At 34.3% G+C, this 26,408-nt stretch carries 22 protein-coding genes; 13 read left to right on the top strand and 9 right to left on the bottom strand.

All coding sequences use genetic code 11. From position 1 onward, the window contains the following. Nucleotides 1-3: 3 nt before the first annotated feature. Complete coding sequence (locus tag AC13CQ_RS10130) at nt 4-2,145, top strand: hypothetical protein (RefSeq protein WP_474506566.1); 2,142 nt, start codon at nt 4-6, stop codon at nt 2,143-2,145. Next, nucleotides 2,146-3,159: a family 43 glycosylhydrolase gene (locus tag AC13CQ_RS10125; RefSeq protein ID WP_474506567.1), complete on the top strand. Its 1,014-nt coding sequence runs from the start codon at nt 2,146-2,148 to the stop codon at nt 3,157-3,159. Nucleotides 3,160-3,337: 178 nt separating this feature from the next. Here AC13CQ_RS10125 and AC13CQ_RS10120 read toward each other — a convergent pair whose 3' ends face one another. The 9 genes from AC13CQ_RS10120 to AC13CQ_RS10080 all read right to left on the bottom strand — a co-directional run bounded on the left by AC13CQ_RS10120 (nt 3,338) and on the right by AC13CQ_RS10080 (nt 15,560). Then, entirely contained in the window at nt 3,338-4,675 is a 1,338-nt protein-coding gene (locus AC13CQ_RS10120; RefSeq protein WP_474506568.1) for a hypothetical protein, read from the bottom strand. A gap of 12 nt (nt 4,676-4,687) precedes the next feature. Next, entirely contained in the window at nt 4,688-6,127 is a 1,440-nt protein-coding gene (locus tag AC13CQ_RS10115; protein ID WP_474506569.1) for a glycoside hydrolase family 88/105 protein, read from the bottom strand. A gap of 141 nt (nt 6,128-6,268) precedes the next feature. Continuing rightward, the gene (locus AC13CQ_RS10110) at nt 6,269-8,062 is read right to left on the bottom strand and encodes a rhamnogalacturonan lyase (RefSeq protein ID WP_474506570.1); all 1,794 of its coding nucleotides are present in this window, start codon (nt 8,060-8,062) and stop codon (nt 6,269-6,271) included. Between the two features lie 108 nt (nt 8,063-8,170). Further along, complete coding sequence (locus tag AC13CQ_RS10105; RefSeq protein WP_474506571.1) at nt 8,171-8,410, bottom strand: DUF7218 family protein; 240 nt, start codon at nt 8,408-8,410, stop codon at nt 8,171-8,173. 138 nt (nt 8,411-8,548) lie between these two features. Next, nucleotides 8,549-8,872: a four-helix bundle copper-binding protein gene (locus tag AC13CQ_RS10100; protein ID WP_008612663.1), complete on the bottom strand. Its 324-nt coding sequence runs from the start codon at nt 8,870-8,872 to the stop codon at nt 8,549-8,551. A gap of 311 nt (nt 8,873-9,183) precedes the next feature. Beyond that, the gene (locus tag AC13CQ_RS10095) at nt 9,184-10,635 is read right to left on the bottom strand and encodes a TolC family protein (RefSeq protein ID WP_337901083.1); all 1,452 of its coding nucleotides are present in this window, start codon (nt 10,633-10,635) and stop codon (nt 9,184-9,186) included. Further along, nucleotides 10,625-13,867 carry an efflux RND transporter permease subunit gene (locus AC13CQ_RS10090; protein ID WP_008612660.1) on the bottom strand — a complete coding sequence of 1,081 codons (3,243 nt, stop codon included), beginning with the start codon at nt 13,865-13,867 and terminating at the stop codon, nt 10,625-10,627. Before AC13CQ_RS10090 ends, AC13CQ_RS10095 begins: the two co-directional genes overlap by 11 nt. Before the next feature lie 25 nt (nt 13,868-13,892). Then, nucleotides 13,893-14,978, bottom strand: a complete 1,086-nt coding sequence (locus tag AC13CQ_RS10085) for an efflux RND transporter periplasmic adaptor subunit (RefSeq protein WP_008612659.1) — start codon at nt 14,976-14,978, stop codon at nt 13,893-13,895. 165 nt (nt 14,979-15,143) lie between these two features. After that, nucleotides 15,144-15,560 carry a hypothetical protein gene (locus AC13CQ_RS10080; protein ID WP_474506572.1) on the bottom strand — a complete coding sequence of 139 codons (417 nt, stop codon included), beginning with the start codon at nt 15,558-15,560 and terminating at the stop codon, nt 15,144-15,146. A 501-nt stretch (nt 15,561-16,061) separates the two neighbouring features. On the opposite strand from AC13CQ_RS10080, the gene udk reads away from it, so the two are divergent. The 11 genes from udk to dapB all read left to right on the top strand — a co-directional run bounded on the left by udk (nt 16,062) and on the right by dapB (nt 26,363). Further along, nucleotides 16,062-16,670 carry a uridine kinase gene (gene udk / locus AC13CQ_RS10075; RefSeq protein WP_008612657.1) on the top strand — a complete coding sequence of 203 codons (609 nt, stop codon included), beginning with the start codon at nt 16,062-16,064 and terminating at the stop codon, nt 16,668-16,670. A gap of 1 nt (nt 16,671) precedes the next feature. Continuing rightward, nucleotides 16,672-16,998: an FtsB family cell division protein gene (locus AC13CQ_RS10070; RefSeq protein ID WP_008612656.1), complete on the top strand. Its 327-nt coding sequence runs from the start codon at nt 16,672-16,674 to the stop codon at nt 16,996-16,998. A 55-nt stretch (nt 16,999-17,053) separates the two neighbouring features. Next, nucleotides 17,054-18,430, top strand: coding sequence for a methylmalonyl-CoA mutase subunit beta (locus AC13CQ_RS10065; protein ID WP_008612655.1), 1,377 nt, complete (start codon nt 17,054-17,056; stop codon nt 18,428-18,430). Beyond that, the gene (scpA, locus tag AC13CQ_RS10060) at nt 18,427-20,556 is read left to right on the top strand and encodes a methylmalonyl-CoA mutase (RefSeq protein ID WP_474506573.1); all 2,130 of its coding nucleotides are present in this window, start codon (nt 18,427-18,429) and stop codon (nt 20,554-20,556) included. The genes AC13CQ_RS10065 and scpA overlap by 4 nt, the downstream gene beginning before the upstream one ends. 279 nt (nt 20,557-20,835) lie before the next feature. Further along, the gene (locus AC13CQ_RS10055) at nt 20,836-21,717 is read left to right on the top strand and encodes an SDR family oxidoreductase (RefSeq protein WP_008612653.1); all 882 of its coding nucleotides are present in this window, start codon (nt 20,836-20,838) and stop codon (nt 21,715-21,717) included. A 475-nt stretch (nt 21,718-22,192) separates the two neighbouring features. Further along, on the top strand, nt 22,193-22,966 hold the full coding sequence (locus AC13CQ_RS10050; protein ID WP_008612652.1) for a ParA family protein: 774 nt from the start codon (nt 22,193-22,195) through the stop codon (nt 22,964-22,966). Then, the gene (locus AC13CQ_RS10045; protein WP_474506574.1) at nt 22,967-23,863 is read left to right on the top strand and encodes a ParB/RepB/Spo0J family partition protein; all 897 of its coding nucleotides are present in this window, start codon (nt 22,967-22,969) and stop codon (nt 23,861-23,863) included. Beyond that, complete coding sequence (locus tag AC13CQ_RS10040) at nt 23,863-24,627, top strand: DUF5683 domain-containing protein (protein WP_008612650.1); 765 nt, start codon at nt 23,863-23,865, stop codon at nt 24,625-24,627. Before AC13CQ_RS10045 ends, AC13CQ_RS10040 begins: the two co-directional genes overlap by 1 nt. Nucleotides 24,628-24,927: 300 nt before the next feature. Further along, nucleotides 24,928-25,152, top strand: a complete 225-nt coding sequence (locus AC13CQ_RS10035) for a hypothetical protein (RefSeq protein ID WP_008612649.1) — start codon at nt 24,928-24,930, stop codon at nt 25,150-25,152. Continuing rightward, on the top strand, nt 25,136-25,489 hold the full coding sequence (locus AC13CQ_RS10030) for a hypothetical protein (RefSeq protein WP_474506575.1): 354 nt from the start codon (nt 25,136-25,138) through the stop codon (nt 25,487-25,489). The genes AC13CQ_RS10035 and AC13CQ_RS10030 overlap by 17 nt, the downstream gene beginning before the upstream one ends. A 172-nt stretch (nt 25,490-25,661) precedes the next feature. Further along, a complete protein-coding gene (dapB, locus tag AC13CQ_RS10025) occupies nt 25,662-26,363 on the top strand; it encodes a 4-hydroxy-tetrahydrodipicolinate reductase (protein WP_335588707.1) in 702 nt (233 codons plus the stop codon). The last annotated feature ends 45 nt before the right edge of the window (nt 26,364-26,408 follow it).

Here is a 26,408-nt window from a genome sequence, read left to right as displayed (position 1 = left end):
ATTATGAAAACTACTTCCACCATTAAGCTTTACATTTTTCTTTTATTTATTAGTATAATTCATCAGGGATTTGCTCAAAAAATAGATAGAAAAGCACTGGTTACTCGCCATAACGTTGTTGTAACTTCGGTTGATACTTTGGCTTCTCTCACTGTAGGAAACGGAAAGTTTGCTTTTACTACAGATATAACTGGACTTCAAACATTTCCAGACTATTATCAAGGAGGCATTGCATTAGGAACACAATCCGAATGGGGATGGGACTCCAATAAAAACCCGAATTCCTACACTTTTGAAGAAACGCTTAAAGACTATGACCAATATGGACGTAAAGTTTCGTATTCCGTACAGATAAAAACTCCAAAACGAAATAACGATGCAGTTAATTGGTTTAGAGAAAACCCGCATCGTATCCAGCTTGGAAATATTGGTTTTGAAATTACTAAGAAGAATGGAGAGCTAATCAGTCCGAAAGATCTTACGGATATGAATCAGGAGTTAAATTTATGGACCGGAATCATTACCAGTAGTTTTTCTGTTGAAGGTGTGCCTGTTAAGGTTGAAACCCTTTCTCATCAAGATGAAGATCTAATTGCCGTAAAAGTAACATCCGACTTAATTAATAAAGGACAACTTAAAATTAGATATCGTATTCCATATCCTTCAAATAACTGGAAAGATACTGGCGTAAATTGGAATGGTTCTGAGAATTATACAAGTACCTTAAAATCTATTAATCCAAAAAAGGCTTTGGTAACTCATAAAATGGATTCTTTAACCTACCATACCTATTTTCAATGGAAAGAAAAATCGGCTAGCATTACTGAAAAAGAAGAGCATTATTTTATTATTTCTCCTACTGAAAACAATTTTTCTTTCACTTGTAAATTTACCCCTGAAAATAAAAATCAAAACATTTCTAACTTTGATAAAGCGGTAACTAATAGTGAAGAAAATTGGAAAGATTTTTGGCTAAGTGGTGGTGCTATTGACTTTTCATCGTGTACAGATCCTAGAGCATTTGAAATTGAGCGACGTGTGGTTCTCTCTCAATATTTAACCAAATTGCAATGTACCTCCAATCAACCTCCTCAAGAAACTGGACTTACTTATAATAGCTGGTATGGAAAACCACATCTTGAAATGCATTGGTGGCATGGTGTCCATTTTGCGTTATGGAACCGAAGTGATTTACTAAAAAACGCTATGCAATGGTATGATAAAGCCAGTGGAAAAGCATTTGAGATAGCCAAAAGACAAGGTTTTGATGGACTGAGATGGCAAAAAATGACAGATCCTTATGGAAATGAAAGTCCGTCATCTGTAGGTTCTTTTCTTATTTGGCAACAACCCCATTACATAACTTTTGCAGAACTCTTTTATCAAGAAAATCCTTCAAAAGACATTCTAAATACCTACAAAGACAATGTATATGCAACTGCCGATTTTATGGCTTCTTTTGCAAATTATAACGAAGAAAAAAATAGATATGAACTAGGACCAGGTGTGATTGCCGCACAAGAACGTTTTAAGGCAACCGAAACCTATAATCCAACTTACGAACTTAATTATTGGTATTGGGGGTTAAAAACGGCTATTGAATGGAAACAAAGACTGGGAGAAACTCCTCCTAAAAAGTGGATTGAGGTAATGAATAATTTATCAGATTTACCTATTTTAAATGATGTATATCTAGCTACAGAAAGCGCCCAAGATTCTTACACAAATCCCGTTTTTAAAACAGACCATCCATCAGTTTTAGGAACTTTAGGCATGCTTCCTTTAACTAAAAAAGTCGATCTCGACATTATGAAGAATACGTTTAATCTTGTTTGGACAGATTGGACTTGGGAAGATACTTGGGGTTGGGATTTCCCAATGGCAGCTATGACAGCAACACGCTTACAGATGCCAGAAAAAGCAGTTGAAGCCTTACTTATGGATATTCGTACCAATACCTACCTTCCAAATGGGCATAATTTTCAGGACGAACGCTTAACTTTATACCTTCCAGGAAATGGTGGCGTACTTACAGCTGTTGCCCTTATGTGTGCTGGATGGGATGGAAATACCGTTAAAAATCCAGGATTCCCAAAAGATGGAAATTGGAATGTAAAATGGGAAGGACTTCAAAAAATGTTTTAAATGAAAATTATAATCTTAGTGGTTTTTATAGGTCTTTCCAACCTATTAAATGCGCAACATGAAAATTCTCATGTTGCAGATAAGCCTTTATATAGAGACCCTATACATGATGGGGCTGCAGATCCTTGCGTTATTTGGAATAAAAAAGAGCAATTGTGGTATATGTTTTACACCAATAGAAGGGCAAATATTGATAGCTTAGATAATGTTAGTTGGGTACATGGAACAGAAATAGGCATTGCAACCTCATCCAATAATGGATCAACTTGGAGTTACAAAGGGATATGTACAATAGACTATCAACCTACTGACCAATATTCCTATTGGGCTCCAGAGGTAATAGAGATCAAGGGAATATATCATATGTTTTTAACTTATGTTCCCGGTATTTTTTCTGATTGGTATCACAAACGAAAAATTATTCATTTAACAAGTAGCGATTTAATAAATTGGGATTTTGTAATGGAGTTAAAACTAGCTTCAGAAAGAGTAATTGATGCAGATATAATAAAACTTCCGAATGGGAATTGGCGACTATTTTACAACAATGAAAACGATGGAAAATCTATATATTATACTGATAGTGATAACTTAAACCAATGGCCTAACCCAAGTAAAAAAGCGGTAAAAAAACGCGGTGAAGGGCCTGTAGTATTTAAATGGAAAGAATTATACTGGATGATATGCGATAGCTGGGATGGCTTATCTGTTTATAATTCTACCGATCTTACCAATTGGAACAAACAGGAACATAACATTTTAAAAGAACCAGGAAAAGGTATTGATGACCAAGTAAAAGGTGGGCATCCTGATGTGGTTATTGATAATGGTAAAGCCTATATTTTCTATTTTACGCATCCAGGAAGAGTTCCTTCAAATAAAGGAAAAGACAGTTATGAAACCCGCAGAAGTAGCATTCAAGTAGCGGAACTACATTTTAATGAAAAAGACATAACAATTACCTGTAACAGAGATCAAAAAGTAACTCTTAATTTAACCCGGATTATGCATTAGAATTCGTAGTGAAGGTTTAAAGTGGAAGAAAATCAGGCGGTTTGGAGATGGAGCCATAGCACCGCTATGGTGAGATCGAAAACAGAAACAGCGTGACTGATTTTGAAGCACTTTAAAGCTGTAATAGATTGTCTAATGCATATTTCGGGTTTAATTGGTAATTAGAAATTATACATTTTTAAAGCCACTTTTTAGGCACAGGAATAATACAAATATTTAAGCTTCTGCCATCTTTAGAAAGCATAGCCGATTGAATTTCTATTTTAGTACCATCAGGGCTAAAAGTAGGGTGCGGATGATCGGCAGCTGTTTGTTTATGCCCCGTGGATAACAACATCATTTCTCGGGTCTTCCTATTAATTAAATAAATACTTCTTGAAAAATCATCACCAACGGCAAAACGTCCATCTGGAGATCCATGCACATGCCATAAACCACTCCCTGAAGGGGTTTGCCCTACAATAGTCATTTCTCTAGTATTTATATTTACAATTCCAAGTCCTGTAGGTTTTTCTCTTGTTCCAGAAGGTCCCCACTCTGAATCTTGACCAGGATTGGCCCCCTTAACATCCGTTCCCGCAGATACTTTAACGGTAGACTCTGGAATTTGTCGATGTCCCATAATAGCAAATGCAACTTCATTGGGTGTTATAACCGCCTCATGGGTTACCCACTCATATTTTGACTCAGGGTAAAGCGGTCTCAAACCACTTCCGTCAGCATTCACTATCCACGTTCTTTGTGGAGATTTCCCGCCAGTTTCCCAACAAAATATAATTTGACCAGAAACCCAAGGGTTGGTTTGGATGTGCCCTACTTGAAACGGAACCGAAGTAACATATTTTATTTCCCCTGTATTAAGATTCATCCCAGCAATTCCGCCAGGACCTGCTCCCATATTTCTCGGGCCAAAATCTTCTTCAATCTTTATTCCTTTAGCTAAATGTTTTTGTGCAGCTTCTTTTCCTACCCGAAACCAAGCCCATTCTTCATCAGCATCTAAAGCCATATCCCCACCAGCGCCCAATTCTTCTGGAGTAACACCACATAGTTTTTGATAGGCATCAGCCGATTTTAAATTTCCGTTTGAACTGTCGTCAAAAAGCTTTTCTAAATTAACTACCACAATTTCAACCTCTTTACTTTCAGATACTTTCCTCATAAAATATAACTTCATACTATTACGAGCTACATTTAACATCCCAGAATACCCTCCCTCAGTTACCTGAACAATTTCTCCAGATTTTTCATTTACAGCCATTGCTTCTCCTTCTACTCGATGAGATCTAAAAATAACCCATTCCCCATCTGAAGTCCATTGATTATGGGTTGGGTATATTTTAGAATCCCCATGAGGCTGACTAGTCAAAAAAGTTAATTCCGTACCAGTTACAGAATCTTTAATCACTTTTTTTTCTGAAGGAAAACGTCTTCCTATTTGTGCTGATAAACTACTAACAAACAAAAAAACTGTTAGGCAAAATAAAGTTAGTGTTGTCTTTAACTGGACTTTCATATCTTAAATTTTTTATTCTTCTTTAAAAATAGGAGCATCAGTTGTAATTGGATGCGAGTAGAACATTACGGCACTATCATTCATTTTAGGATAATTATTCTCCAATAAAGAAATCATTTCTGCTCCTGCTAGCAATACAGGACCATAACCATGAGCTGCATATACATTTACAGGTCTGTAATAATAATACGCTGGGTCAAAGCCCATTCCAGTTCCTACACAAGTTCCTTCTACCTGTCCTTTATTATTTATTTTTGTACTAATAGCATTCCAAGCCAAACAAACAACAGGTCCATAAGCTTTTGCATCTACATATCCTTTATTTATGGAACGAGCTATGGCGTACGTAAAAATAGCGGTTGCTGAAGTCTCTAAAAATGAGTCATTTTTATCTATTAATTGATGCCATAAACCAGTAGCAGATTGATAGCTTGCCAAACCTTTAATATGATTTTGTAAGAGTTTTAATACTTCTTTTCTACCTTTATAATCCTCTGGAAGCACTTCAAGTAATTCCACCATTGTCATAATTGCCCAACCATTTGCTCTCCCCCAATGAAATTTTGGATGCTCTTCCATACTCTCAATCCATGCATGCATGTATAAATTCTTTTCGGTATCAAACATTCGCTCAGAAAACTGTAATACCTGTTTTACCGCATCATCATAATACTTATTGTCTTTGGTATACTTTCCCATTTGCGCTAGCGCAGGTACGCTCATAAAAAGATCGTCTAACCATAAGGAATTCTTCATAGGTCTATTTCTAGCTAGGGTTCCATCTTTTAATCTATATTGTTTATTACTTATATAATCAATATAGTTATTAATCATTCCATCTAATTCTCCTGAGAATCCTTGCCCTTTTGCTTTAATCATAGCGGCACAAATAGCTCCAGCATCATCTAAGGCATGCGGATGTATTACAGACTTTATTGGGTTTGATGCATCTGGATTTTCCTTATCTCGAGCCACCATGGATGGATATATTTCCGACAAGAATTGTATTCTATCCATCGTATAATCGCTAAATTTTTTGTCGCCTGTAACAGTTCCTGCTAAAAGCATTCCAGCATAGGTTACCCCCCATTCGTAACTAATTAATCTAAAATCTCCTTGCTTGAAAGCAATTTTATCATGCTTGGAAAAGTCTTTTATAACAACTACTTCCTTGGTAGTTGCATCCACTATTTCCGCAGGAGTAGTTTCATTTAAATAATTATATACTTTTTCTAATGAATTAAGCACATCTTGCTTTTCTGGAACCCCGTATGGAACATCATACTTCGGTTTTAATAAATGTAAAGGAGTGTCTGAATCGGTTCCCGATTTTTGGGTGTATTGTGCATAACCCTGTGAAAAAGGAAATAGAAAAGACGCAAATATTATAAAATAAATGAAGTGCTTATTTGAAGCCGACTTTTCTTTGGTTGTGAACTTTGGAAGAAGCATAATTTAGTTTAGTGAGTTAATTAATAATTCACACAAATTAAAACTTATGCTATGGTAATACATCCTGTTCTGTCCTGTAACATATTTTTAAGCATTTACAGCAGGGTATTGTTCTATACAAAGTATCAACTTTTGCTATTGTTATTTATTAATAGTTGTTTTATCTAAAGAATCCATACCATATCCTAAATAAAAAGAAGGCCATGGAGGTTGGTTATAACCTACATTTTGCCATACAATAGCCATTCTGTATTGTCTATTGTGCATTAGCGTGGTTAATCTTCTAGTAGAAACATCAGAATTTATATAAATGCGTAAAGCCGAATTATCTGACGTTCGAAACATAACCTCTTCTCTCCAATCTCCAAACAGATCTGCTTGGAGACTTGGAGTAGCCTTAGTTCCATTATTGGAGCTACAGTTTTCAGCAGTAAAAATAGTTCCTATCCCATATTTAGAAATGGTTGTTCCATCTAGGAGTTCTCGTTGTAAATCGTTATCCCACCAAATAGCAAAATTTATAGATGGAATCTTTGAATCTACTACTTTTCCTTTAACATTATACACTCCCATATCTCCCATTGCCCAGAACTCGGCTCCTAAATGAGTAGAATCTATATCGGCTGCAAGTCCTCTTCCTACATCAATATTTTTTTTATGCTGCCAAATGATCTCTCCTGTACGAGCGCTTCTAAAAGTAACTCCATCTTTTTTATTTTCATGAGGCATAAAAACTTCTAACCCTGGTCTGTTTGGATCAAAATCAGACACATGTAATGCATCTCCATGTCCTAAACCAGTTGTATAAAGACCTGTTCCATCATTATCAACCGTCATCGAACCATAAATAATTTCATCTTTCCCATCTTCATCTACATCTGCAATACTTAAACTATGATTTCCTTGTCCTGCATACTCTTGATTTACTTTATCATCTGTATCAAAAACCCAACGTTTAAGAAGTTGCCCATCTTTAAAATCCCAAGCTGCAATTACAGTTCGTGTATAATAACCTCTACACATTACCAAACTAGGATGTTGACCATCTAAATATGCTACCCCGCCTAAAAAACGATCTACCCTATTACCATAAGTATCTCCCCAAGCTTCTAAATCTCCTCTAGCAGGCACATAATCTGTGGTTGATATAGCTTTTCCTGTTTCTCCATCAAAAACGGTAAGATATTCTGACCCTTGTGTTATCCTTCCTACTTTATTTCTGTAATCTTTATTTGTTTCTCCGATGATATTTCCGAGTCCATCTTTAGTTCCATCTGCTGTTTTACAAGCCATTTCTGCTTTTCCATCGCCATCCAAATCATATACCATAAATTGCGTATAATGCGCTCCAGCACGTATATTAATCCCTAAATCTACACGCCATTTTAACTTTCCAGTCATTGTATATGCATCTATATAAACATTCCCAGTGTAACCCTCGTGCGAATTATCTTTTGCATTAGTAGGGTTCCATTTAAGAATAACTTCATATTGACCATCGCCATCTAAATCTCCCACACTTGCATCATTAGCAGTGTAAGTATAAGAAACCCCATCGGGAGTTGTTCCTCCTTGTGGAATTTGTAATGGAATTTCTAAATAATTCTGTTGCCATACTTTTACCTTCTCAGAAACTAAGACCTCTTTATTATCCAGAACAGCTTTTATTTGGTAAGTAGCGTTTTTAATAGTAGCATCAAGGAAATTTGTAGATTGTTTTATAGGTTGATTATTTAATAAAACCCCATCTCGATACACATTAAAAGAAACATTTTTAGAGTCGCTTTCCAATAATCTCCAAGCCACATATACCTCCTTAGGATTTGTTCTTATGGCGACTAACCCTCTGTTTAAATCTTCCATTTTATGTTGTGCACTGGTATTAAATAATCCTGCAATTGTAAATAACAGCATCCATAGGTAGTTGGCTTTCATATTGGCTTTTCTTAAGATTTTAAGACTTATAATTTAGATTCTTAAAAGTATGCCATTGTAAGAAACCTCTTATCCTGTACTATCCTGAAGTTAAGAATTATAAATTATTTAGTTATTCCGTAAAGCTGTTATTAATTCTTTTTTCTTCATTTTAGAGCGTCCAGAAATACCAACATTTTTGGCTTGGTCATACAACTCCTCTTTTGTCCATTGCTCATAAGGTTTTGCTTTCCCTCCTTTTTTTCCTGAATCTGGTGTATTTGCTATTCGGGCAGATTTTTCTTTACTATAACCTTTATCTCGTAAAGCCTCATACTGCTCTTCATTTTTTATTCTTGGATTTGGCATTTTCTTAAAATTTTAATAGTTAAATCAACTACCTCAAGGCAAGCCTACGTGCTATTCAAAGGAAAATAATTTAACCCATTTCGACGTAGAGCCCTTTGGTAAACTCGACTCTGGGGAATAAAACCCTCAATGAGGGATTTAATCGTGTTCTTGTAGATATTCCTGACAAGCATTAGCACATTCCTTACAAGCCTGTGCACAAACTTGACAATGATTATTAGTGTGTTGCTCGCACTCCTTTTCACATTGCTGACAAACAAAGAAGCAGAAATTAATCAACCCTGAGGTTTCCTTGAAATTGGTTGATAATACTTCTGCTAAAGCATTACATGTAGTAGCACATACATTATTTAATCGAATACAGTTACTCATATCCATTGGTTCTTCCAAACAAGCATCTGCACAATGGTAACATTTGGCAACACATTTATATAATATGGAAATTAATGCTTCTTTTTTCATAATTTCTAACTTTTTGGTTACTTAAATTTACACATCATAAAACCGTAACACAATAATATTCAGGTGGTTTATCAAAACTTTAGCACTCTTTTTCATCTTTTTAACATACAAAAAGCCTTCAGCAAAAAAAATGCTGAAGGCTTCTTTAAACAGATAGTTTTACTAATCTCTAACCACTATTCTGTTCTTTTGGTTGCATCCAAAATGGACATCAACCAAACACTAATCAAAAAAAACTAATCCTATTTTTAAAGTAAGAATGAGGGAACCTTACTAACACTAAATTCAGGATTAATTAATCATTACGAATGCTAATTCCATCCGCCACCAAGTGCGCGATACATTTCTACCATCGCACTCATTTGTTCCATTTTTGTTTCAACAAGATCAAACTTAGACTCTAATGCATCGCGTTGCGTTAACAACACTTCCATATAATCTGCTCTGGCAGATTTAAACAGAATATTAGAAATATCTATTGATCTGGTAAGCGCAGCTACCTCCTGAGATCTAAGGTCATAACTTTGCTTAATATTATCTATTTTTGCTAGCTGATTTGCCACTTCTACATACGCATTTAAAACCGTTTGTTCATAATTATAAACAGCTTGTATTTGCTGTGCGTTTGCGCTGTAATATGTTGCTTTTATAGCACTTCTATTAATTAAAGGCGCTGTTAACTCTCCTGCAACATTATACAATAGAGATTCAGGAGAAGTAAAAAGATATTTGGTATCAAAAGCCTGATATCCAATCCCTGCTGTAATATCTAGACTAGGATAAAATCTTTTTTTGGCAACTTTAACATCCAATTTAGAAGCTGCTAATTCCAATTCTGCTTGTCTAATATCTGGACGATTTTCTAGCAATTGTGCGGGAACTCCAGTATGAATCATACTAGGAGATAATTCTGTAAACGATTTTGAATCTCTCTCTATATGCTGAGGATATCTTCCTGTTAAGAAATTAATTCTATTCTCCGTTTCTGTTATTTTCTGCTGAATATCAAATTGTAAACTCTTTGTATGAAGCACTTCTGCTTCAAATTTACGAACTGCTAACTCTGTAACTTTAGCAGCTTCTTTTTGAAGTTTTACAATCCTTAAAGCATTAGATTGAATCTCAACATTCTGTTTTACAATTTCAAGCTGATTATCAAGAGCTAATAATTCGTAATAAGAGTTAGCTATTTCAGCAATTAAATTAGTAATCACAAAATTTTTCCCTTCCACAGAAGATAAATACCTGCTCACTGCTGCTTTCTTAGCATCGTGTAGTTTACCCCAAATATCTACTTCCCAAGAGGCATGCGCTCCCAGCATAAAATCTGGAAGCGGATCTGGCATTTCTTCTCCTGGTTTAATATCTGTAGTGGCATCATTAGCTCCTAAACTTGTATAACGCGCACGTTTTTCAAGCCCTGCTCCAGCTCCAAGTCCAATTGAAGGCATATACTCTCCTTTTTTGGCTCTCACTTCACTCTTAGCAATTTGGATTTCTTGTAACGTAATATTTAATTCCTGATTGTTTTCCAAAGCAATTCCAATCAAGCTATCCAAATATGGGTCGGTAAAGTACTCCTTCCATTTAATTTGGGCGGTATTCAAACTGTCTGTAGTTTGATTCTTAAATTGCTCTGGAACCGACTTATCTGCTTCCATACTTTTAATAGTTGGAACACAAGAATAAAGGGTTGTTATAGCAATAATCCCAACCAGATACGTTTTTTTAGAGTGTAACATAATTCCCTTTTTATTGTTCATCGTCAGATTTTTTCATTAATTTTTTCATGAGTTTATCAATTCTGCGAAGCTTCATTTCTGTTTTTCTCTCCCCTTCTCCGGTACGCATAAACTCTTCTGAAACAGGCTCCGTATTTTCATCCTTTATAAGCTCACGTCCGTCGGACATTTTAGCAAAAACAAAGTACAACCCTGGAATAACTAATACCCCTAGAATAGTTCCTATAAGCATTCCTCCCATGGCAGAGCTACCAATAGTTCTGTTTCCTATTGCCCCTGCTCCAGTTGCAATTACTAAAGGAATTAATCCAGCAACAAAGGCAAAGGAGGTCATTAAAATTGGTCTAAACCTAACTTTTGCTCCTTCAATAGCAGCATCAATAATACTAGATCCTTGTCGCCTTTTTTGAACTGCAAATTCTACAATCAATACGGCATTTTTACCCAGTAATCCAACCAGCATAATAACTCCAATCTGTGCATACACATCGTTTGCTAACCCTGTTAATTTTAATAATAAGAAAGATCCAAAAACCCCTACAGGTAAAGAAAGAATAACTGCCAATGGCAATAAGAAACTTTCATATTGAGCAGCAAGTACTAAATACACAAATATTAATACGACTCCGAAAATGTATAAAGATTCATTTCCTCTAGAAGCTTCATCATAAGAAAGACCTTCCCAACCTATATCATATCCTCTTGGCAGCGTTTGCTCGGCTACTTCACGGATAGCTTTAATAGCATCTCCACTGGTATAACCTTTAGCTGGAAGTCCTCTAATTGCGGCAGAATTATATAAGTTGTATCTGGTAATTTCATTAGGTCCTAATTTCTTTTCCATTTTCATGAAAGCAGAATAAGGAACCATCTCTCCTTCTTCATTTTTAACATACAGCTTTTCTAAATCGGATGGCATTCCTCTATATTCTGGAGCTGCCTGTGTATATACTTTAAAAAATCTTCCGTATTTAATAAATCCTTGTTCATACGTACTCCCAATTAATATATTAAGGTTTTCCATTGCTTTTCCAATAGAAACTCCTTTTTGCATAGCAGCTTTATTATTAATTACTAACTCATATTGTGGATAATTGGCAGCAAAGAAGGTAAATAAACCTGTAATTTCTGGTCGCTTTCTCAATGCATCCATAAAATCGTTATTTACGCTTTCGAACTCATGAAAGTCTGTTGAACTTGTTTTATCGAGTAAACGCATTGCAAAACCTCCTGAAGATCCAAAACCAGGTACCGCAGGTGGCTCGAAGTACTCAATAACAGCTCCAAGGTCTTTGGTTTCTTCTTCTAACTCTTCCATTATTTCATGAACACTGTGTTGGCGCTCATCCCATGGTTTTAAGTTAATAAGGCAAGTCCCAGCGTTTGACCCTCTACCTTCGGTCATAATTTCATAACCTGCCAATGAGGACACAGATTTTACTCCTTCGGTTTCTTCACAAATCTTTTGCAGCTTTTTTGCAACTTCATTTGTACGCTCTAATGTTGCTCCTGGAGGAGTTTGAATAATGGCGTAAATCATTCCTTGGTCTTCATTCGGAATAAATCCTGCTGGCAACACCTGATTAGTAAAGAATATCCCTACACAGAAAGCTGTTAAAAGTCCGAAAGTTATTACTCTACGATTAACTATTAATGTAAGTAGTTTTACATACCTTCCTGTAAGCTTATCAAACTTAGAGTTAAACCAATCTATAAATTTATCTACAGGAGATCTACGCTTTTTACCATGATTGTTTTTTAATAAAATAGCACATAAAACTGGGGTTAACGTCAATGCTACAACCGCCGATAAAATAATGGCAGCCGCCATTGTTATAGAGAATTGACGGTAGAAAACTCCCACTGGTCCAGACATAAAGGAAATTGGAATAAATACGGAAACCATTACAAGGGTAATAGCAACAATAGCTCCTCCCATTTCTTCTAATACGGCATATGAGGCTTTGTATGGCGTGAGGTTCTCTTCATGAATTTTAACATGGACTCCCTCTACCACCACAATAGCATTATCTACCACAATACCAATAGCCAATACCAATGCAAAGAGGGTAATTAAATTAATAGAGAGTCCAAACATTTGCATAACAAAGAAGGTTCCTATTAAAGATACAGGTACTGCAATAATCGGAATCAGCGTGGAGCGCCAATCTCCTAAAAACAAGAACACAACAATTCCTACCAGAATAAAAGCATCTCGTAAGGTATGTACTACTTGTTCAATAGAAGCATCTAAGAAATTTGATACGTCATATCCAATTTGATAATCTACCCCTGGAGGTAAATCTGCTTCCAACTCTTTAAGTTTATCTTTTACAGATTTTATTACATCACTACCATTACTTCCAAAGGTTTGCTTTAAAACTATAGACGCCGCTGGATCTCCATCTAAATTGGAGTAAATATCAAAAAATTCACTCCCTAATTCAACATCGGCTATATCTTTTAATTTTAAAACCTCCCCATCTTCATTGGCTTTAATGATAATGTTTTTATAATCTTCAGGTTCATTGTACCTTCCTTGATAGGTAAGCACATATTCTAAAGCTTGTGCCTTTTTACCCGAACTTCTACCTAATCTTCCTGGCCTAGCTATAATACTTTGTTCGTCCATAGCCTCTAAAACTTCTTCAGCAGAAACTTTATAAGCTCTCATACGGTCTGGCTTTAACCAAACTCTCATTGCATATTTACGACTTCCCAAAATTTTAGCACTTGCAATTCCTTTTATACGCTGTATTTCTGGAACTATTTTAGTGTATGCATAGTTGTATAGAAATTTCTCATCGTTATTCTCATTCTTACTAAACAAGTTAACATACATAAGCATACTCGGCTGTACAGGGGTAATTACCACTCCTTCTCTTTGTACTAGTTCTGGTAAAAGGGGCATTACTTGGTCAACCCTAGTTTTTACTCTTACTACAGCCTGATTAGGGTCTGTACCTGGTTCGAAAATAATACGTAAAGTTCCTTCTCCTGCACTGGTTGCATCTGAAGCTATATAACGCATTCCTTGTACCCCATTTATAGAAGTTTCTAAAGGAATTAAGGTTGAATTTACTAATACATCTGCACTTGCTCCCGGGTATGCAATAAAGATATTAACAGTAGTTGGTGCAATTTGCGGAAATTGCGATATTGGCAATTGCTTCATGGCCAGTAATCCCGTAAAAACGAGGACCACCGATATGACAATAGCCAACACGGGTCTTTTTATAAATTTACTAAACATTTTGTTGTAATTTTATGGGTTTGAATTACTCTGCGTACATATCTAAGTTTGCTAAAACAGCATCTGGTTTTTCAAGCTCATACGCTATCTTTTCACCATCTTTAACCATTCGGATCCCTTCGAGTAATATCTTATCGTTTGCGGAAAGACCTTTATCTATAATAAACAAGTGTGGTAACTCGGCTTTTACACTTACCTCTGTTTGTCTCACTTTATTATCTTTATCAATTACAAAAACAAACTTCTTACTTAAAATTTCGAAGGTTGCTTTTTGAGGAATTATCATAGCGTCTTTAAATGGAACTTCCATCATAATACTTCCTGTTTCTCCATGTCTAAGCAATCCTTCAGGATTTGGAAATGTTGCTCTAAATGGAATGTTCCCTGTTTCATTATTAAATTCAGCCTCAATAGTACTTACTTCTCCTTGGTGCTTAAACAGTTGATTATTTGCCATCAATAAATTAACATCTATAGGATTTTCTTTACTAAAACTAGTAGTGTAATTCAAGTATTCTGCTTCTGGTACATTGTAGTATACCCACATTTCACTATTATCAGAAAGGCTCGAAAGTAATTCTCCTTCGTCTACTAAACTTCCTTCTCTTACAAGAAAACGGTCTATAATTCCGTCGTATGGGGCTCTAATTTCTGTAAACTGAAGATGAACATTAGATAGCGCCAACTCAGCTTTAGCCTTCTCCCATTTTGCTTTCGCCATTGCTAATTCGTTTGGCGAAACAATATCGTTATCAGCTAAATTTTTAGTGTTATTGTATTCTATTTCTGCAAAATTTGCTTCTGCCTTTGCTTTCTCAAATTCTGCCTCATATAATTTTGGCATTATCTGAAATAATAATTGGCCTTTTTTTACATGCTGACCTTCATCTACATATATTTTTTGTAAATACCCACGTTCTTGGGCTCTTAATTCTATATGTCTAATGGATTGTATTTGACACACATAATCTTCGGTAATAATTGTGTCTTTAACTTTAGGAGTAGTTACTGCAAATTTAACTTCTTCCTTCTTTTCTTTTTCTTTTTTTGATGAACAACTTGTATGACTTAACAAGGCAAACAAGCTCATCACTATGAGCGTATTCTTCATAACAATTTTGCTTTTAAAGCGTAAGGATTATTTAAGGTTATTTAAAAATTTGAAAAACACAGCAGATGCTTATAGCAACCTTAATTGTTGCTAATAACTTTGTGTTTAAATTTTAACTAAACGGAAGTGAAAGACAATGACTCTTGCCCTTCTAATACTTTAAAATCAAATTCGGAATACTCGAAATATGATATACAATCTGTAAGATAATGAGTTAGGTAATTTCTTACAGTGAAATAAATGTTTTTTTGGAAAAGGAAAGAAAGCTATAAGTGCTAAAGAGAAAAGTGTAGAATTAATAAAATTATTTAACTCTACTTGCTTTTTATAAGAAGTTACCTCTTCCTCAACTTCGCTTTCTATTATTTCTAATCTGTGATTCTTTTTTTCTGAATTAGAAAAAGAATATGCACTTAAAGATTGTGCATTTTTAATAAGTTCAACTCCAGAATGTGTAGAGCTTTCAATACCATTTATAATAGAAATACCACATTCTTCCTTATTACTATTAGCAAACAGTAAACTGTAGCCAGTTATAAGGACAACAATGAAAGATATTAATATTTTATAGAGTAGTTTCATTTGCGGGGCTAAAACTACAAAAAGAGTCAATTTCTTACAAGATAAGAATCGTTAAATATTGTTATAACTTTTTTATGCCTTTCTATTTTTCTTCAATTTAAAAAAATAAAATCATAAATAACTGATAATCAGAATATTTGAAACCATTAATGTCCGAATAAAAATACAAGACCGCTTCGCTGCAAGAGAAAAGAACAAAGACTAAATCTTAACTATCACAAAATGAGTAGCTTAAAGAAAAAACATTACTAAGCTCCTCTTTTTATTCATTTTTCTTAATAGCAACGGGGCTATTTTAAAAACCTCTATTAACCCTTGATATATGTGGAATGCTATAAACGCTGTCTGCTTTTATCGGACGACAATAATATTTAGATAAAAATACTTTTCTTATATTCTGATAAAAATAACAGCATAAATAATATCGAGATTAAGAAGTGTTTATATCTTGTGTTATAATTAACACCTAAAATTCATATTTTTGTAAAAAATAAAACGAATATGCTCATAATCGGAATTGCTGGTGGAACTGGCTGTGGGAAAACAACCGTTGTTAATCAAATAGTAAACGAACTTCCAGAGAACGAAGTAGGAGTTATTTCTCAAGATTCTTATTACAATGAAACTTCTCATTTAAGCTATGATGAACGTACAAAAATAAATTTTGACCATCCACGGGCTATCGATTTTGATCTTTTATACGATCATTTAGTAGCTTTAAAAAATAATGAAGTTATAGAGCAACCTGTATATTCTTTTGTAAAACATAATAGAACAAAAGATTCTATCCTTACGCACCCCCACAAAGTAATGATTGTGGAAGGTATTTTAATCCTTACAAATCCTAAAGTACGAGAACTTTTTGATATTAAAATATATGTACATGCCGATTCTGATGAGCGATTAATACGTAGAATAAAGAGAGATATTTCTGAAAGAGGGCGAGATATTGACGAAGTTTTATTACGTTACCAAACAACGCTAAAACCGATGCACCAACAATTTATTGAGCCTACAAAAGAATTTGCAGATATTATTATTCCAAACAATAGATACAATACTGTTGCCGTTGATATTGTAAGAACCATTATAAACGAACGCTTGCTATAAAATGACATTTAAAGAAATAAGAAAATCTAGATGGTTTAAATTTTTCAGCAACATTTACGTGCTTGTTCTAACCGTATTTGTTATTTGGATGTTATTTTTTGATGCCAATTCTTGGTGGTTTACACATAGAGAATTGGATAAAGAAATAGAAAAATTAGAGGAACAAAAAGTTCATCTAAAAGAAGCTATAGAAAAAGATAAATCTATTCTTCGGAAGTTAAACAGCAAAGAAGAAATAGAAAAATTTGCTAGAGAAGAATACTATCTAAAAAAAGATGATGAAGAAATTTACCTTATTGAATATGCCGATAGTATAAAAAACGACTAACTTTTTAGGTCTAAAACAAAGACTACTTCCTAAACCAAAACTGAAATAAGCCACTATGACTAATTCACTTTTTAATGAGTTTCCAGAAATCTCTACTAAACAGTGGAAACAAAAAATACAGTTTGAATTAAAAGGAGAAGATTATAATGATACTTTGGTAACTAAAACACCCGAAGATATTAATATCAAACCTTTCTATAATTCTGATGATTTTCCGGCAGAAAACAACAGTATTATAAATCCTGAATGGAATATCTGTGAAAAAATATTTGTGGCTAAAGCTTCGGGAGCTAATGTAAAAGCTATTGAAAACATTAAGAAAGGGGCTCAAAGTATCCTTTTCTTTTTCCCCGATGATACAGCCGACCTTCATACATTATTTAAAAGTTTTCCTTTTAAAACTGTAGCAATTCATATAGAAACAGCTTTTTTATCTGTTGATTTTGTAAAGCAACTTGTTAATTTCTTTAAAAATAAACAAGCACATATTTTCCTACACATAGACATTATTGGAAATCTTGCACGAACAGGGAATTGGTATTTCAATTTTAAAAAAGACTTTGCTATTTATAATAACATCCAAAGCATTCTTACCGATATTCCCCAATTTAAAACCGTTGTAACTGTTGATCTTTCTTTATACCAAAATGCTGGTGCCAATATGGTACAACAACTAGCTTATGGGCTGGCACATGTAAATGAGTACTTTACCTATTTAGAAAGAAAAGATTTTGCAGTAACTTTTAAAATAGCTGTTGGGAGCAATTACTTTTTTGAAATTGGGAAACTAAAAGCATTGCGTATTTTATGGAAAACCATAGCTTCAGAATATAATTCTACTGCTAATTGTTTCCTTTTTTGCACCCCAACAAAGCGGAATAAAACGCTGTACGACTATAATGTAAACATGTTGCGAACCACCACAGAATCCATGAGTGCTATAATTGGTGGTGCCGATACTATTTGCACACTTCCTTATGATAGTTTTTATCATAAAGACAAGGAATTTGCTTCAAGAATTGCAAGAAATCAATTGTTAATTCTTAAACATGAAAGCTATTTTGACAAAGTAAAGAATCCTTCAGATGGAAGTTATTATATTGAATCTATTACGGAAGATTTAGCTAAAAAAGGACTCGAATTATTTAAAAAGATTGAAGCAAAAAATGGTTTTTTAACTTTATTAAAAGAACATCTTATTCAGAAAAAGATAAAAGAAAATGCAAATACCGAGCAGACAAAATTCAACGAAAAAAGTAAAATATTAGTAGGCACAAATAAATATCAGAATCAAAAAGACCGCATGCAAAATGAGCTTGAGCTCTATCCTTTTGTAAAAACTGAAATCAGAAAAACACTAATCGAGCCAATTATAGAGCGAAGATTAGCAGAAGCTTCTGAACAAGAACGATTAAAAAAGGAAGTTTTATGAAACGGAAAGACCTTCAACATATTACCTTAAAAAAAGCTTTAACTAAAGAAGAAAATGCTTCTGAAAGTATTTCTTTTCCTACTGCTGAAAAAATAAATTTAAAAGCGGTTTACAATAAAGACGATATGAAGCAGCTTGAGCATTTAAATTTTGCTGCAGGCTTTCCTCCTTTTCTTCGGGGTCCATATAGCACCATGTATGTTCGAAAACCATGGACTATAAGGCAATATGCTGGTTTTTCTACTGCTGAAGAAAGTAATGCTTTTTATAGAAGAAATTTAGAAGCTGGTCAAAAAGGACTCTCAGTAGCCTTTGATTTGGCAACGCATCGTGGTTATGATTCGGATCATGAAAGAGTAGTTGGCGATGTAGGAAAAGCTGGAGTAGCTATCGATTCGGTTGAAGATATGAAAATACTTTTCGATCAAATTCCCCTTGATAAAATGTCGGTTTCTATGACCATGAATGGTGCGGTACTTCCTATAATGGCTTTTTATATTGTTGCCGCTCAAGAACAAGGGGTGGATATAAAAACCCTCTCTGGAACTATTCAGAATGATATTTTAAAGGAATTTATGGTTCGAAATACCTATATCTATCCTCCTACACCTTCTATGAAGATTATTGCAGATATTTTTGAATTCACCAGCAAGAACATGCCAAAATTTAATAGTATTAGTATTTCTGGCTACCATATGCAAGAAGCGGGCGCTACTGCCGATATTGAACTTGCATATACACTAGCAGATGGATTGGAATATATTAAAACAGGGATAAAGGCCGGCATGGATATCGATACATTTGCACCCAGACTCTCATTTTTCTGGGGGATTGGAATGAATCATTTTATGGAAATTGCTAAAATGAGAGCCGCTCGAATGCTATGGGCAAAATTAGTCAAGCAATTTAATCCGAAGAACGAAAAATCTTTATCGCTCCGCACCCATTGTCAAACTAGTGGTTGGAGTTTAACCGAGCAAGATCCTTTTAACAATGTTGCTCGAACTTGTATAGAAGCTACGGCTGCTACTTTTGGCGGCACACAGTCGCTTCACACCAATGCCTTAGATGAAGCTATTGCACTTCCTACAGATTTTTCAGCAAGAATAGCAAGAAATACGCAATTGTTTTTGCAAGAAGAAACTGAAATTACAAAAACAGTAGACCCATGGGCAGGAAGCTATTATGTAGAAAGTCTCACCCATGAAATTGCAAATAAAGCATGGAAACTTATTGAAGAAGTGGAGACTTTAGGAGGCATGACAAAAGCTATAGAAGCTGGTATTCCTAAAATGCGTATTGAAGAAGCCGCAGCAAGAAAACAAGCTCGAATTGATAGCAATCAAGATATAATTGTAGGGGTAAATAAATATAGATTAGAGAAAGAAGATCCACTCCAAATACTAGAGGTAGATAACCAAACCGTTAGAAAACAACAAATTGAACGCCTAGAAAGCATAAAAGCTACACGAAATGAGGCTGCTGTTACCGCTTCTTTATTAAAATTATCACAATCGGCTAAATCGGGCGAAAATAATTTACTAGCTTTAGCTATAGAAGCTGCCAAAAATAGAGCTACTCTGGGAGAGATTTCCTCTGCTTTAGAAGAAGTTTTTGGCAGATACAAAGCAAAAATTCAATCTTTTAGTGGCGTGTATTCAAAAGAAGTAAAACAAGATAAGAGTTTTGAAAAAGCAAAATCGATGACCGATAAATTTGCAGAGCAAGAGGGCCGTAGACCTAGAATTCTTATTGCCAAAATGGGACAAGATGGTCATGATAGAGGCGCCAAAGTTGTAGCTACTGGGTATGCAGATATTGGTTTTGATGTAGATATTGGTCCGCTTTTCCAAACACCACAAGAGGCTGCTAAGCAAGCCGTAGAAAACGATGTTCATATCCTTGGGGTTTCCTCTTTGGCAGCTGGACACAAAACTTTAGTTCCAGAGGTAATTAATACGCTAAAGAAATATGGTCGAGATGATATTATGGTCATTGTAGGCGGAGTGATTCCGAAACAAGATTATCAATTTTTATTTGATGCTGGCGCTGTAGCTGTTTTTGGACCTGGAACCAAAGTAAGTGAAGCCGCTATTAAAATTTTAGAAATTTTGATTGAGGAGTGAGGAAGTCGGAAGATTAAATAATTAAAAGATTAAAGGATTGAAAGATTGAAGGATTGAAAGACTTGGGAGTCGGAAGTTTAAAAAAATCTTTACAATTTTGAGATTTTGAACCTGAAATTAATAGAAAAGAAACCAGAAACAGGAAACAGGAAACTAGAAACATCAGAATTTAATCCCCTTTGCGACTTTACACATCTTTAATTTTTTAACTTTCAACCTTTAACTTTTCAACCTTCAACTTTAAACTTTTTAACTTTCAACTAACTAAAAAACATACATATGAAATACACAGATAAAATGCTTCGTGATGGAGCGCTTGAAGGAAAATCAATAGTAGTAACAGGTGGTGGTAGCGGTTTAGGCAAGGCTATGACCAAATACTTTTTAGAGTTAGGAGCCAATGTTGCTATTACCTCTAGAAGTCTTGAAAAATTAGAAACTACAGCTAAAGAACTAGAGGCTGAAACAGGTGGAACTTGCTTTGCTGTAGCTTGCGATGTTCGCCATTATGACCAAGTAGAAGCAATGCGAGATAAAGTAATTGCCAAATTTGGAAAAATAGATGTACTCCTTAATAATGCAGCTGGTAACTTTATATCTCCTACAGAAAGACTTTCTGCTAATGCATTTGATACCATTATTGACATTGTATTAAAAGGGACCAAAAACTGTACACTAGCTTTTGGAAAACATTGGATAGATACAAAGCAAGAAAACACCAATGTATTAAATATTGTAACCACCTATGCTTGGACAGGCTCTGCATATGTAGTTCCATCTGCTACAGCAAAAGCTGGAGTATTAGCACTTACAAGAAGTTTAGCCGTAGAATGGGCAAAATACGGAATGCGTTTTAATGCAATTGCCCCAGGCCCCTTTCCTACAAAAGGTGCATGGGATAGATTGTTGCCGGGCGACTTAAAAGAGAAATTCGACTTAGCTAAAAAAGTGCCTTTAAAAAGAGTTGGCGATCATCAAGAATTAGCAAATCTTGCCGCTTATATGGTTTCAGATTTTGGAGCATATCTTAACGGAGAAGTAATTACTTTAGATGGAGGAGAGTGGTTAAAAGGCGCTGGTCAATTTAATTTGTTAGAAGCTGTACCAGAAGAAATGTGGGATATGCTAGAAGCAATGATTCGCAGTAAAAAGAAGCAATAAAATAGTATTAAGTATTTTGTACATAAGATTAAAATATTGAAAGATTAAAGGATTAAAAAATTTTATTACTTATTTTACTTTGCCTCTTTGAGTTGAAAGTTGAAGGAAACACGTATAAAGATTCTTTTTCTTCGGACTTCGGACTCCCGACTTCTCTTTCATTCACAAATTTACAACTATACCCCTCTGCTACGAAGAAACAAACTATCCATAAAAAGCAATGAAGTAGATCCGTGAATCTGTGGCTATAATCTATAAAGATTAAAATATTTTTAAACCATGTTTAAAACCAAAAAACTTTCAGAAAAAAGCATCTATAAAAAAAATTATCAACTGAAATACAAATAAATATCCTATAGATAATCTATGCTTCGATGAGGTGTTGAATAACTGTTAACAAAATTCATTTTCTAAACTCGCAAATAGTTGTATTTTTACCTAACTATAATTTACCTTACTAAATCGAATTTCAAACATGGGCAAAGTAATTGCTGTAGCTAATCAAAAAGGTGGTGTTGGAAAAACTACAACATCTGTAAACCTCGCTGCTTCTTTGGGAGTACTTGAGAAAAAAGTACTTCTTATTGATGCAGACCCCCAAGCGAATGCTACTTCTGGTCTCGGTATTGATGTTGAGTCGGTTGAAGGAGGTACATATCAATTATTAGAGCATTCTGTAAAACCAGAAGACACTATTATTAAGACGGATTCCCCAAACGTTGATTTAATACCTGCCCATATAGATCTTGTAGCTATCGAAATAGAATTGGTAGACAAAGACTCAAGAGAATATATGTTGGCTAAAGCTATGGAACGACTGAAGGATTCTTACGATTATATTTTAATTGATTGTGCGCCTTCTCTTGGCCTATTAACATTAAATGCTTTAACAGCATCAGACTCGGTTATCATTCCTATTCAATGTGAATATTTTGCATTAGAAGGACTTGGAAAACTATTGAATACTATAAAAAGTGTTCAGAAAATACACAATCCTAATCTAGATATAGAAGGGTTATTACTCACCATGTATGACTCTAGATTAAGACTTTCTAACCAAGTGGTAGAAGAAGTGCAAAAACACTTTAGTGAAATGGTATTTGATACCATAATCCAACGAAATGTTCGTTTAAGTGAAGCACCAAGTTATGGAGAAACAATTATTAATTATGATGCTACAAGTAAAGGTGCTACCAATTACCTAAGCTTAGCACATGAAATAATTAAAAAGAATAAGCAAACAGTTTAAATGGCAAAGGCAACAAAAAAACAAGCTTTAGGAAGAGGGTTATCTGCTTTATTAAACGACCCTGAAAACGATATTAAATCGGCTTCAGATAAAAATGCAGATAAAGTAGTAGGTAGTATTGTGGAATTGGATATTGATGCCATTGAAGTAAATCCATTTCAGCCACGTACTAATTTTAACGAAGAAACGTTACAAGAACTTTCTACTTCTATTAAGGAATTGGGTGTTATACAACCAATTACCGTTAGAAAAATGGAGTTTAACCAATACCAATTGGTTTCTGGAGAAAGACGTTTAAGAGCTTCTAAATTAGCAGGATTAAAAGCAATCCCTGCTTATATCCGTATTGCTAACGACCAAGAGTCGCTAGAAATGGCATTAGTTGAAAACATTCAGCGTCAGGATCTAGACCCTATTGAAATTTCATTATCATACCAACGTCTTATAGACGAAATTAATATTACGCAAGAGCAACTTAGTGACCGTGTGGGTAAAAAACGTTCTACCATTACCAATTACCTACGTTTATTAAAACTAGACCCAATTATTCAAACAGGAATGCGCGACGGTTTTGTAAGCATGGGGCATGGAAGAGCTTTGATTAATATTGAAAATAAAAAAGACCAGTTAGAAATCTACGAAAAGGTAATTACTAATAATCTTTCTGTTAGAGAAACCGAAAAATTAGTTAGAGAATATCAAACTGGAAAGGAACAGAAAACAGAAAAAACCACTACTTCTGAAGTTCCAGAGTACATCTCAAAAAATGTAGAGGAACTTACCGAATACTTTTCTTCTAAAGTAGACGTTAAAATAGCAAAGAATGGTAAAGGAAAGTTTATTATTCCTTTTCATTCAAAAGAAGACTTTTTACGCCTCACAAAACTTTTTAAATAGTGTTTAAAAGAAGTATTGCCGTTTTATTTTTATTACTTTTTCATTTTATTTCATCAGCTCAAGAAAAAGTAATCGACTCAGTAAGTAAAAATACCGAGGTCGATGCCACGCATGAAATGACCAAAAGAGAATTGCGAAAACTTGAAAAAGAAGCCCAAGATTCTCTTCAGAAATACGAAGAAGTAGATACTTTAGCAATTGCTTCTGACACTCTGTCGAGAAGAGAAAAACGCAAACTTAGAAAGCAACGAGAAATAGATAGTTTAGCAAGTTTAAACATCGATATTGATCCGCTTTCTCCTGCAAAAGCTGCATTTTATTCTGCCATTCTCCCTGGTTTAGGTCAGATTTACAATAAAACCTATTGGAAAGTACCTATTGTATATGGAGCAATTGGAACTGGAATGTATTTTTACATTAACAATACCAATTATTACAATAAATATCGGGATGCCTATAAACGTAGGTTAGCAGGATTTTATGACGACGAGTTTTACGATATTAATGGAGATGGAGTAATTCCCGGAACTCCAGATGTTAGTGATGATGCTTTAAGAGATGCGCAAGAATACTATCAACAAAATAGAGATTTATCTCTCCTAATTACGATAGGATTGTACGCCTTAAATATTATTGATGCCAATGTTACTGCACATCTAAAACAATTTAACGTGAGCGATAAACTTGCATTAAAACCTTATTACGAATACAATCAAATTGACTACACTCCCAACTATGGAATGCGGTTAAGTTTGAGCTTTTAACCTCTCACAGAGGGTTTTAAAATAGAAGATAACGGCGTACAGCAAGCCATATATAACTCATAGTTAATTAGCTAATTAATTAAAGTTAAGAGATATTTACAAGTCTGCCATTTTTTTAATTTATCTTATTGAAGAGGATCATAAAAAAAGTCCATGCTTAAGTGAAAAATCATCACTAATTTATACGCTACAAGCTATATTCAAGTATGCTGTAGCTAATGTATAACTGACATTATAAATAAAATAAAGTTGTTTTGGAATAAATTTTGCAATATATTTACTAATACAAAGTTTAAGAAAATGTCTAAAAAGATTGTAAATTATAAAATATCTTCTGCAACTATACGTAAGGCAAACTCTTTACTTATTCGCAACGGAATATCTGAAAAATCAAGGAATGCTTATAACGGGGATATTAATATACAGTACCAGACCAAAAACGGAATTGTAAAAAAATCTTTTTCTAATTCAGATATCAAAGAAGCCTACAAAAAAGCATTACACGCTTATGTCCAAAAAGTTTAACTATATCTACGAAAAATTAGTAGATGATAAAAATGACATAATTGGTCATATTGCATATTCTATTTACAAGCAAGATAAAATAGATTATATCACTTCCAAAAAAGAAGAAAATCTTGAAATAAAGAACAAAATATTAATACCTTTTCACGAAATATCTTCAACAGCATCCTCAATAGAAGCTTATAAAATAAAAGCAGAGATAGTTATGCAAGCTTTCTTTGAAAACACTATAAGCGAAATCTACTCGGATATAGAAAAAGAAACTAAAGAAAATTACACCCAATTAATAAAAGATACGATAAAACCTCTTACATCAGGATTTTGGAAAAGCTTTTGAGCAGGATTATTAAGTGCTTTTATTTTCGCTTTAGTTATAGCAGCAATAGCCTTTATTCTTCAGTTTCAGAATTCTACAATAAATGTTACAGTTGACAAAAATAAGACTGAAAAAACAACTAAATAGAAATAAAAAACACTACAAAACATAGAGTAATAATAAAAATAAAAACATGAAAATAGCTTTACTTGGATATGGAAAAATGGGAAAAATGATTGAGCAAATTGCTATTTCCCGAGGACATGAAATTGTAGCCAAAGTAGACGAAAGTACACAAGATTTTGATATTAAAACTGCCGATGTAGCCATCGATTTTAGTATCCCTTCTGTTGCTTTTAAAAATATTTCTCTTTGTTTAGAGAATAATGTTCCTGTTATATCTGGAACTACTGGTTGGCTTGACAACTATGATAAAGCAGTAAAACTCTGCAACAAAAATAATGGCGCTTTTATCTATGCTTCTAACTTTAGCTTAGGAGTAAATGTTTTTTTTCAGCTGAATGAATATTTAGCTGAAATGATGAAAAACCTCTCTCAATATGAGGTAGCTATTGAAGAAATTCACCATACTCAAAAATTAGATGCTCCTAGTGGAACAGCCATTACACTTGCTGAAGGAATTATAAACAACTCCAACAAAGAAGCCTGGAAACTTGAGGAGGCTGCATCAAATGAAATTCCGATTACAGCTTTACGAGAGCCTGAAGTTCCTGGAACACATACTATTTCTTATAAAAGCGAGGTAGACACCATTGATATTAAGCATACAGCTCACAACAGAGAAGGTTTTGCTCTAGGAGCTGTGGTTGCTTCAGAATGGATTATCGGCAAAACAGGAGTTTTTAGTATGAAAGATGTGTTAAACTTGGGTTAAAAACATCCTTTTTGGGTTCTAAATATAGGCACATACGCTTATTAA

This window comes from Galbibacter sp. L-19 (assembly GCF_056857615.1).
This window is presented reverse-complemented; position numbering and strand designations above follow the sequence as displayed.

Excerpts from the sequence above, each read along its gene's own strand:
- AC13CQ_RS10125 (WP_474506567.1), top strand. The coding sequence starts at position 2,146 with ATGAAAATTATAATCTTAGTGGTTTTTATAGGTCTTTCCAACCTATTA.
- AC13CQ_RS10080 (WP_474506572.1), bottom strand. The coding sequence starts at position 15,560 with ATGAAACTACTCTATAAAATATTAATATCTTTCATTGTTGTCCTTATA.
- AC13CQ_RS10110 (WP_474506570.1), bottom strand. The coding sequence starts at position 8,062 with ATGAAAGCCAACTACCTATGGATGCTGTTATTTACAATTGCAGGATTA.
- AC13CQ_RS10105 (WP_474506571.1), bottom strand. The coding sequence starts at position 8,410 with ATGCCAAATCCAAGAATAAAAAATGAAGAGCAGTATGAGGCTTTACGA.
- scpA (WP_474506573.1), top strand. The coding sequence starts at position 18,427 with ATGAAACGGAAAGACCTTCAACATATTACCTTAAAAAAAGCTTTAACT.
- AC13CQ_RS10030 (WP_474506575.1), top strand. The coding sequence starts at position 25,136 with ATGTCCAAAAAGTTTAACTATATCTACGAAAAATTAGTAGATGATAAA.
- AC13CQ_RS10035 (WP_008612649.1), top strand. The coding sequence starts at position 24,928 with ATGTCTAAAAAGATTGTAAATTATAAAATATCTTCTGCAACTATACGT.
- AC13CQ_RS10070 (WP_008612656.1), top strand. The coding sequence starts at position 16,672 with ATGACATTTAAAGAAATAAGAAAATCTAGATGGTTTAAATTTTTCAGC.
- AC13CQ_RS10085 (WP_008612659.1), bottom strand. The coding sequence starts at position 14,978 with ATGAAGAATACGCTCATAGTGATGAGCTTGTTTGCCTTGTTAAGTCAT.
- AC13CQ_RS10065 (WP_008612655.1), top strand. The coding sequence starts at position 17,054 with ATGACTAATTCACTTTTTAATGAGTTTCCAGAAATCTCTACTAAACAG.
- AC13CQ_RS10120 (WP_474506568.1), bottom strand. The coding sequence starts at position 4,675 with ATGAAAGTCCAGTTAAAGACAACACTAACTTTATTTTGCCTAACAGTT.
- AC13CQ_RS10050 (WP_008612652.1), top strand. The coding sequence starts at position 22,193 with ATGGGCAAAGTAATTGCTGTAGCTAATCAAAAAGGTGGTGTTGGAAAA.
- udk (WP_008612657.1), top strand. The coding sequence starts at position 16,062 with ATGCTCATAATCGGAATTGCTGGTGGAACTGGCTGTGGGAAAACAACC.
- AC13CQ_RS10095 (WP_337901083.1), bottom strand. The coding sequence starts at position 10,635 with ATGAACAATAAAAAGGGAATTATGTTACACTCTAAAAAAACGTATCTG.
- AC13CQ_RS10090 (WP_008612660.1), bottom strand. The coding sequence starts at position 13,867 with ATGTTTAGTAAATTTATAAAAAGACCCGTGTTGGCTATTGTCATATCG.
- AC13CQ_RS10045 (WP_474506574.1), top strand. The coding sequence starts at position 22,967 with ATGGCAAAGGCAACAAAAAAACAAGCTTTAGGAAGAGGGTTATCTGCT.
- AC13CQ_RS10115 (WP_474506569.1), bottom strand. The coding sequence starts at position 6,127 with ATGCTTCTTCCAAAGTTCACAACCAAAGAAAAGTCGGCTTCAAATAAG.
- AC13CQ_RS10130 (WP_474506566.1), top strand. The coding sequence starts at position 4 with ATGAAAACTACTTCCACCATTAAGCTTTACATTTTTCTTTTATTTATT.
- AC13CQ_RS10100 (WP_008612663.1), bottom strand. The coding sequence starts at position 8,872 with ATGAAAAAAGAAGCATTAATTTCCATATTATATAAATGTGTTGCCAAA.
- dapB (WP_335588707.1), top strand. The coding sequence starts at position 25,662 with ATGAAAATAGCTTTACTTGGATATGGAAAAATGGGAAAAATGATTGAG.
- AC13CQ_RS10055 (WP_008612653.1), top strand. The coding sequence starts at position 20,836 with ATGAAATACACAGATAAAATGCTTCGTGATGGAGCGCTTGAAGGAAAA.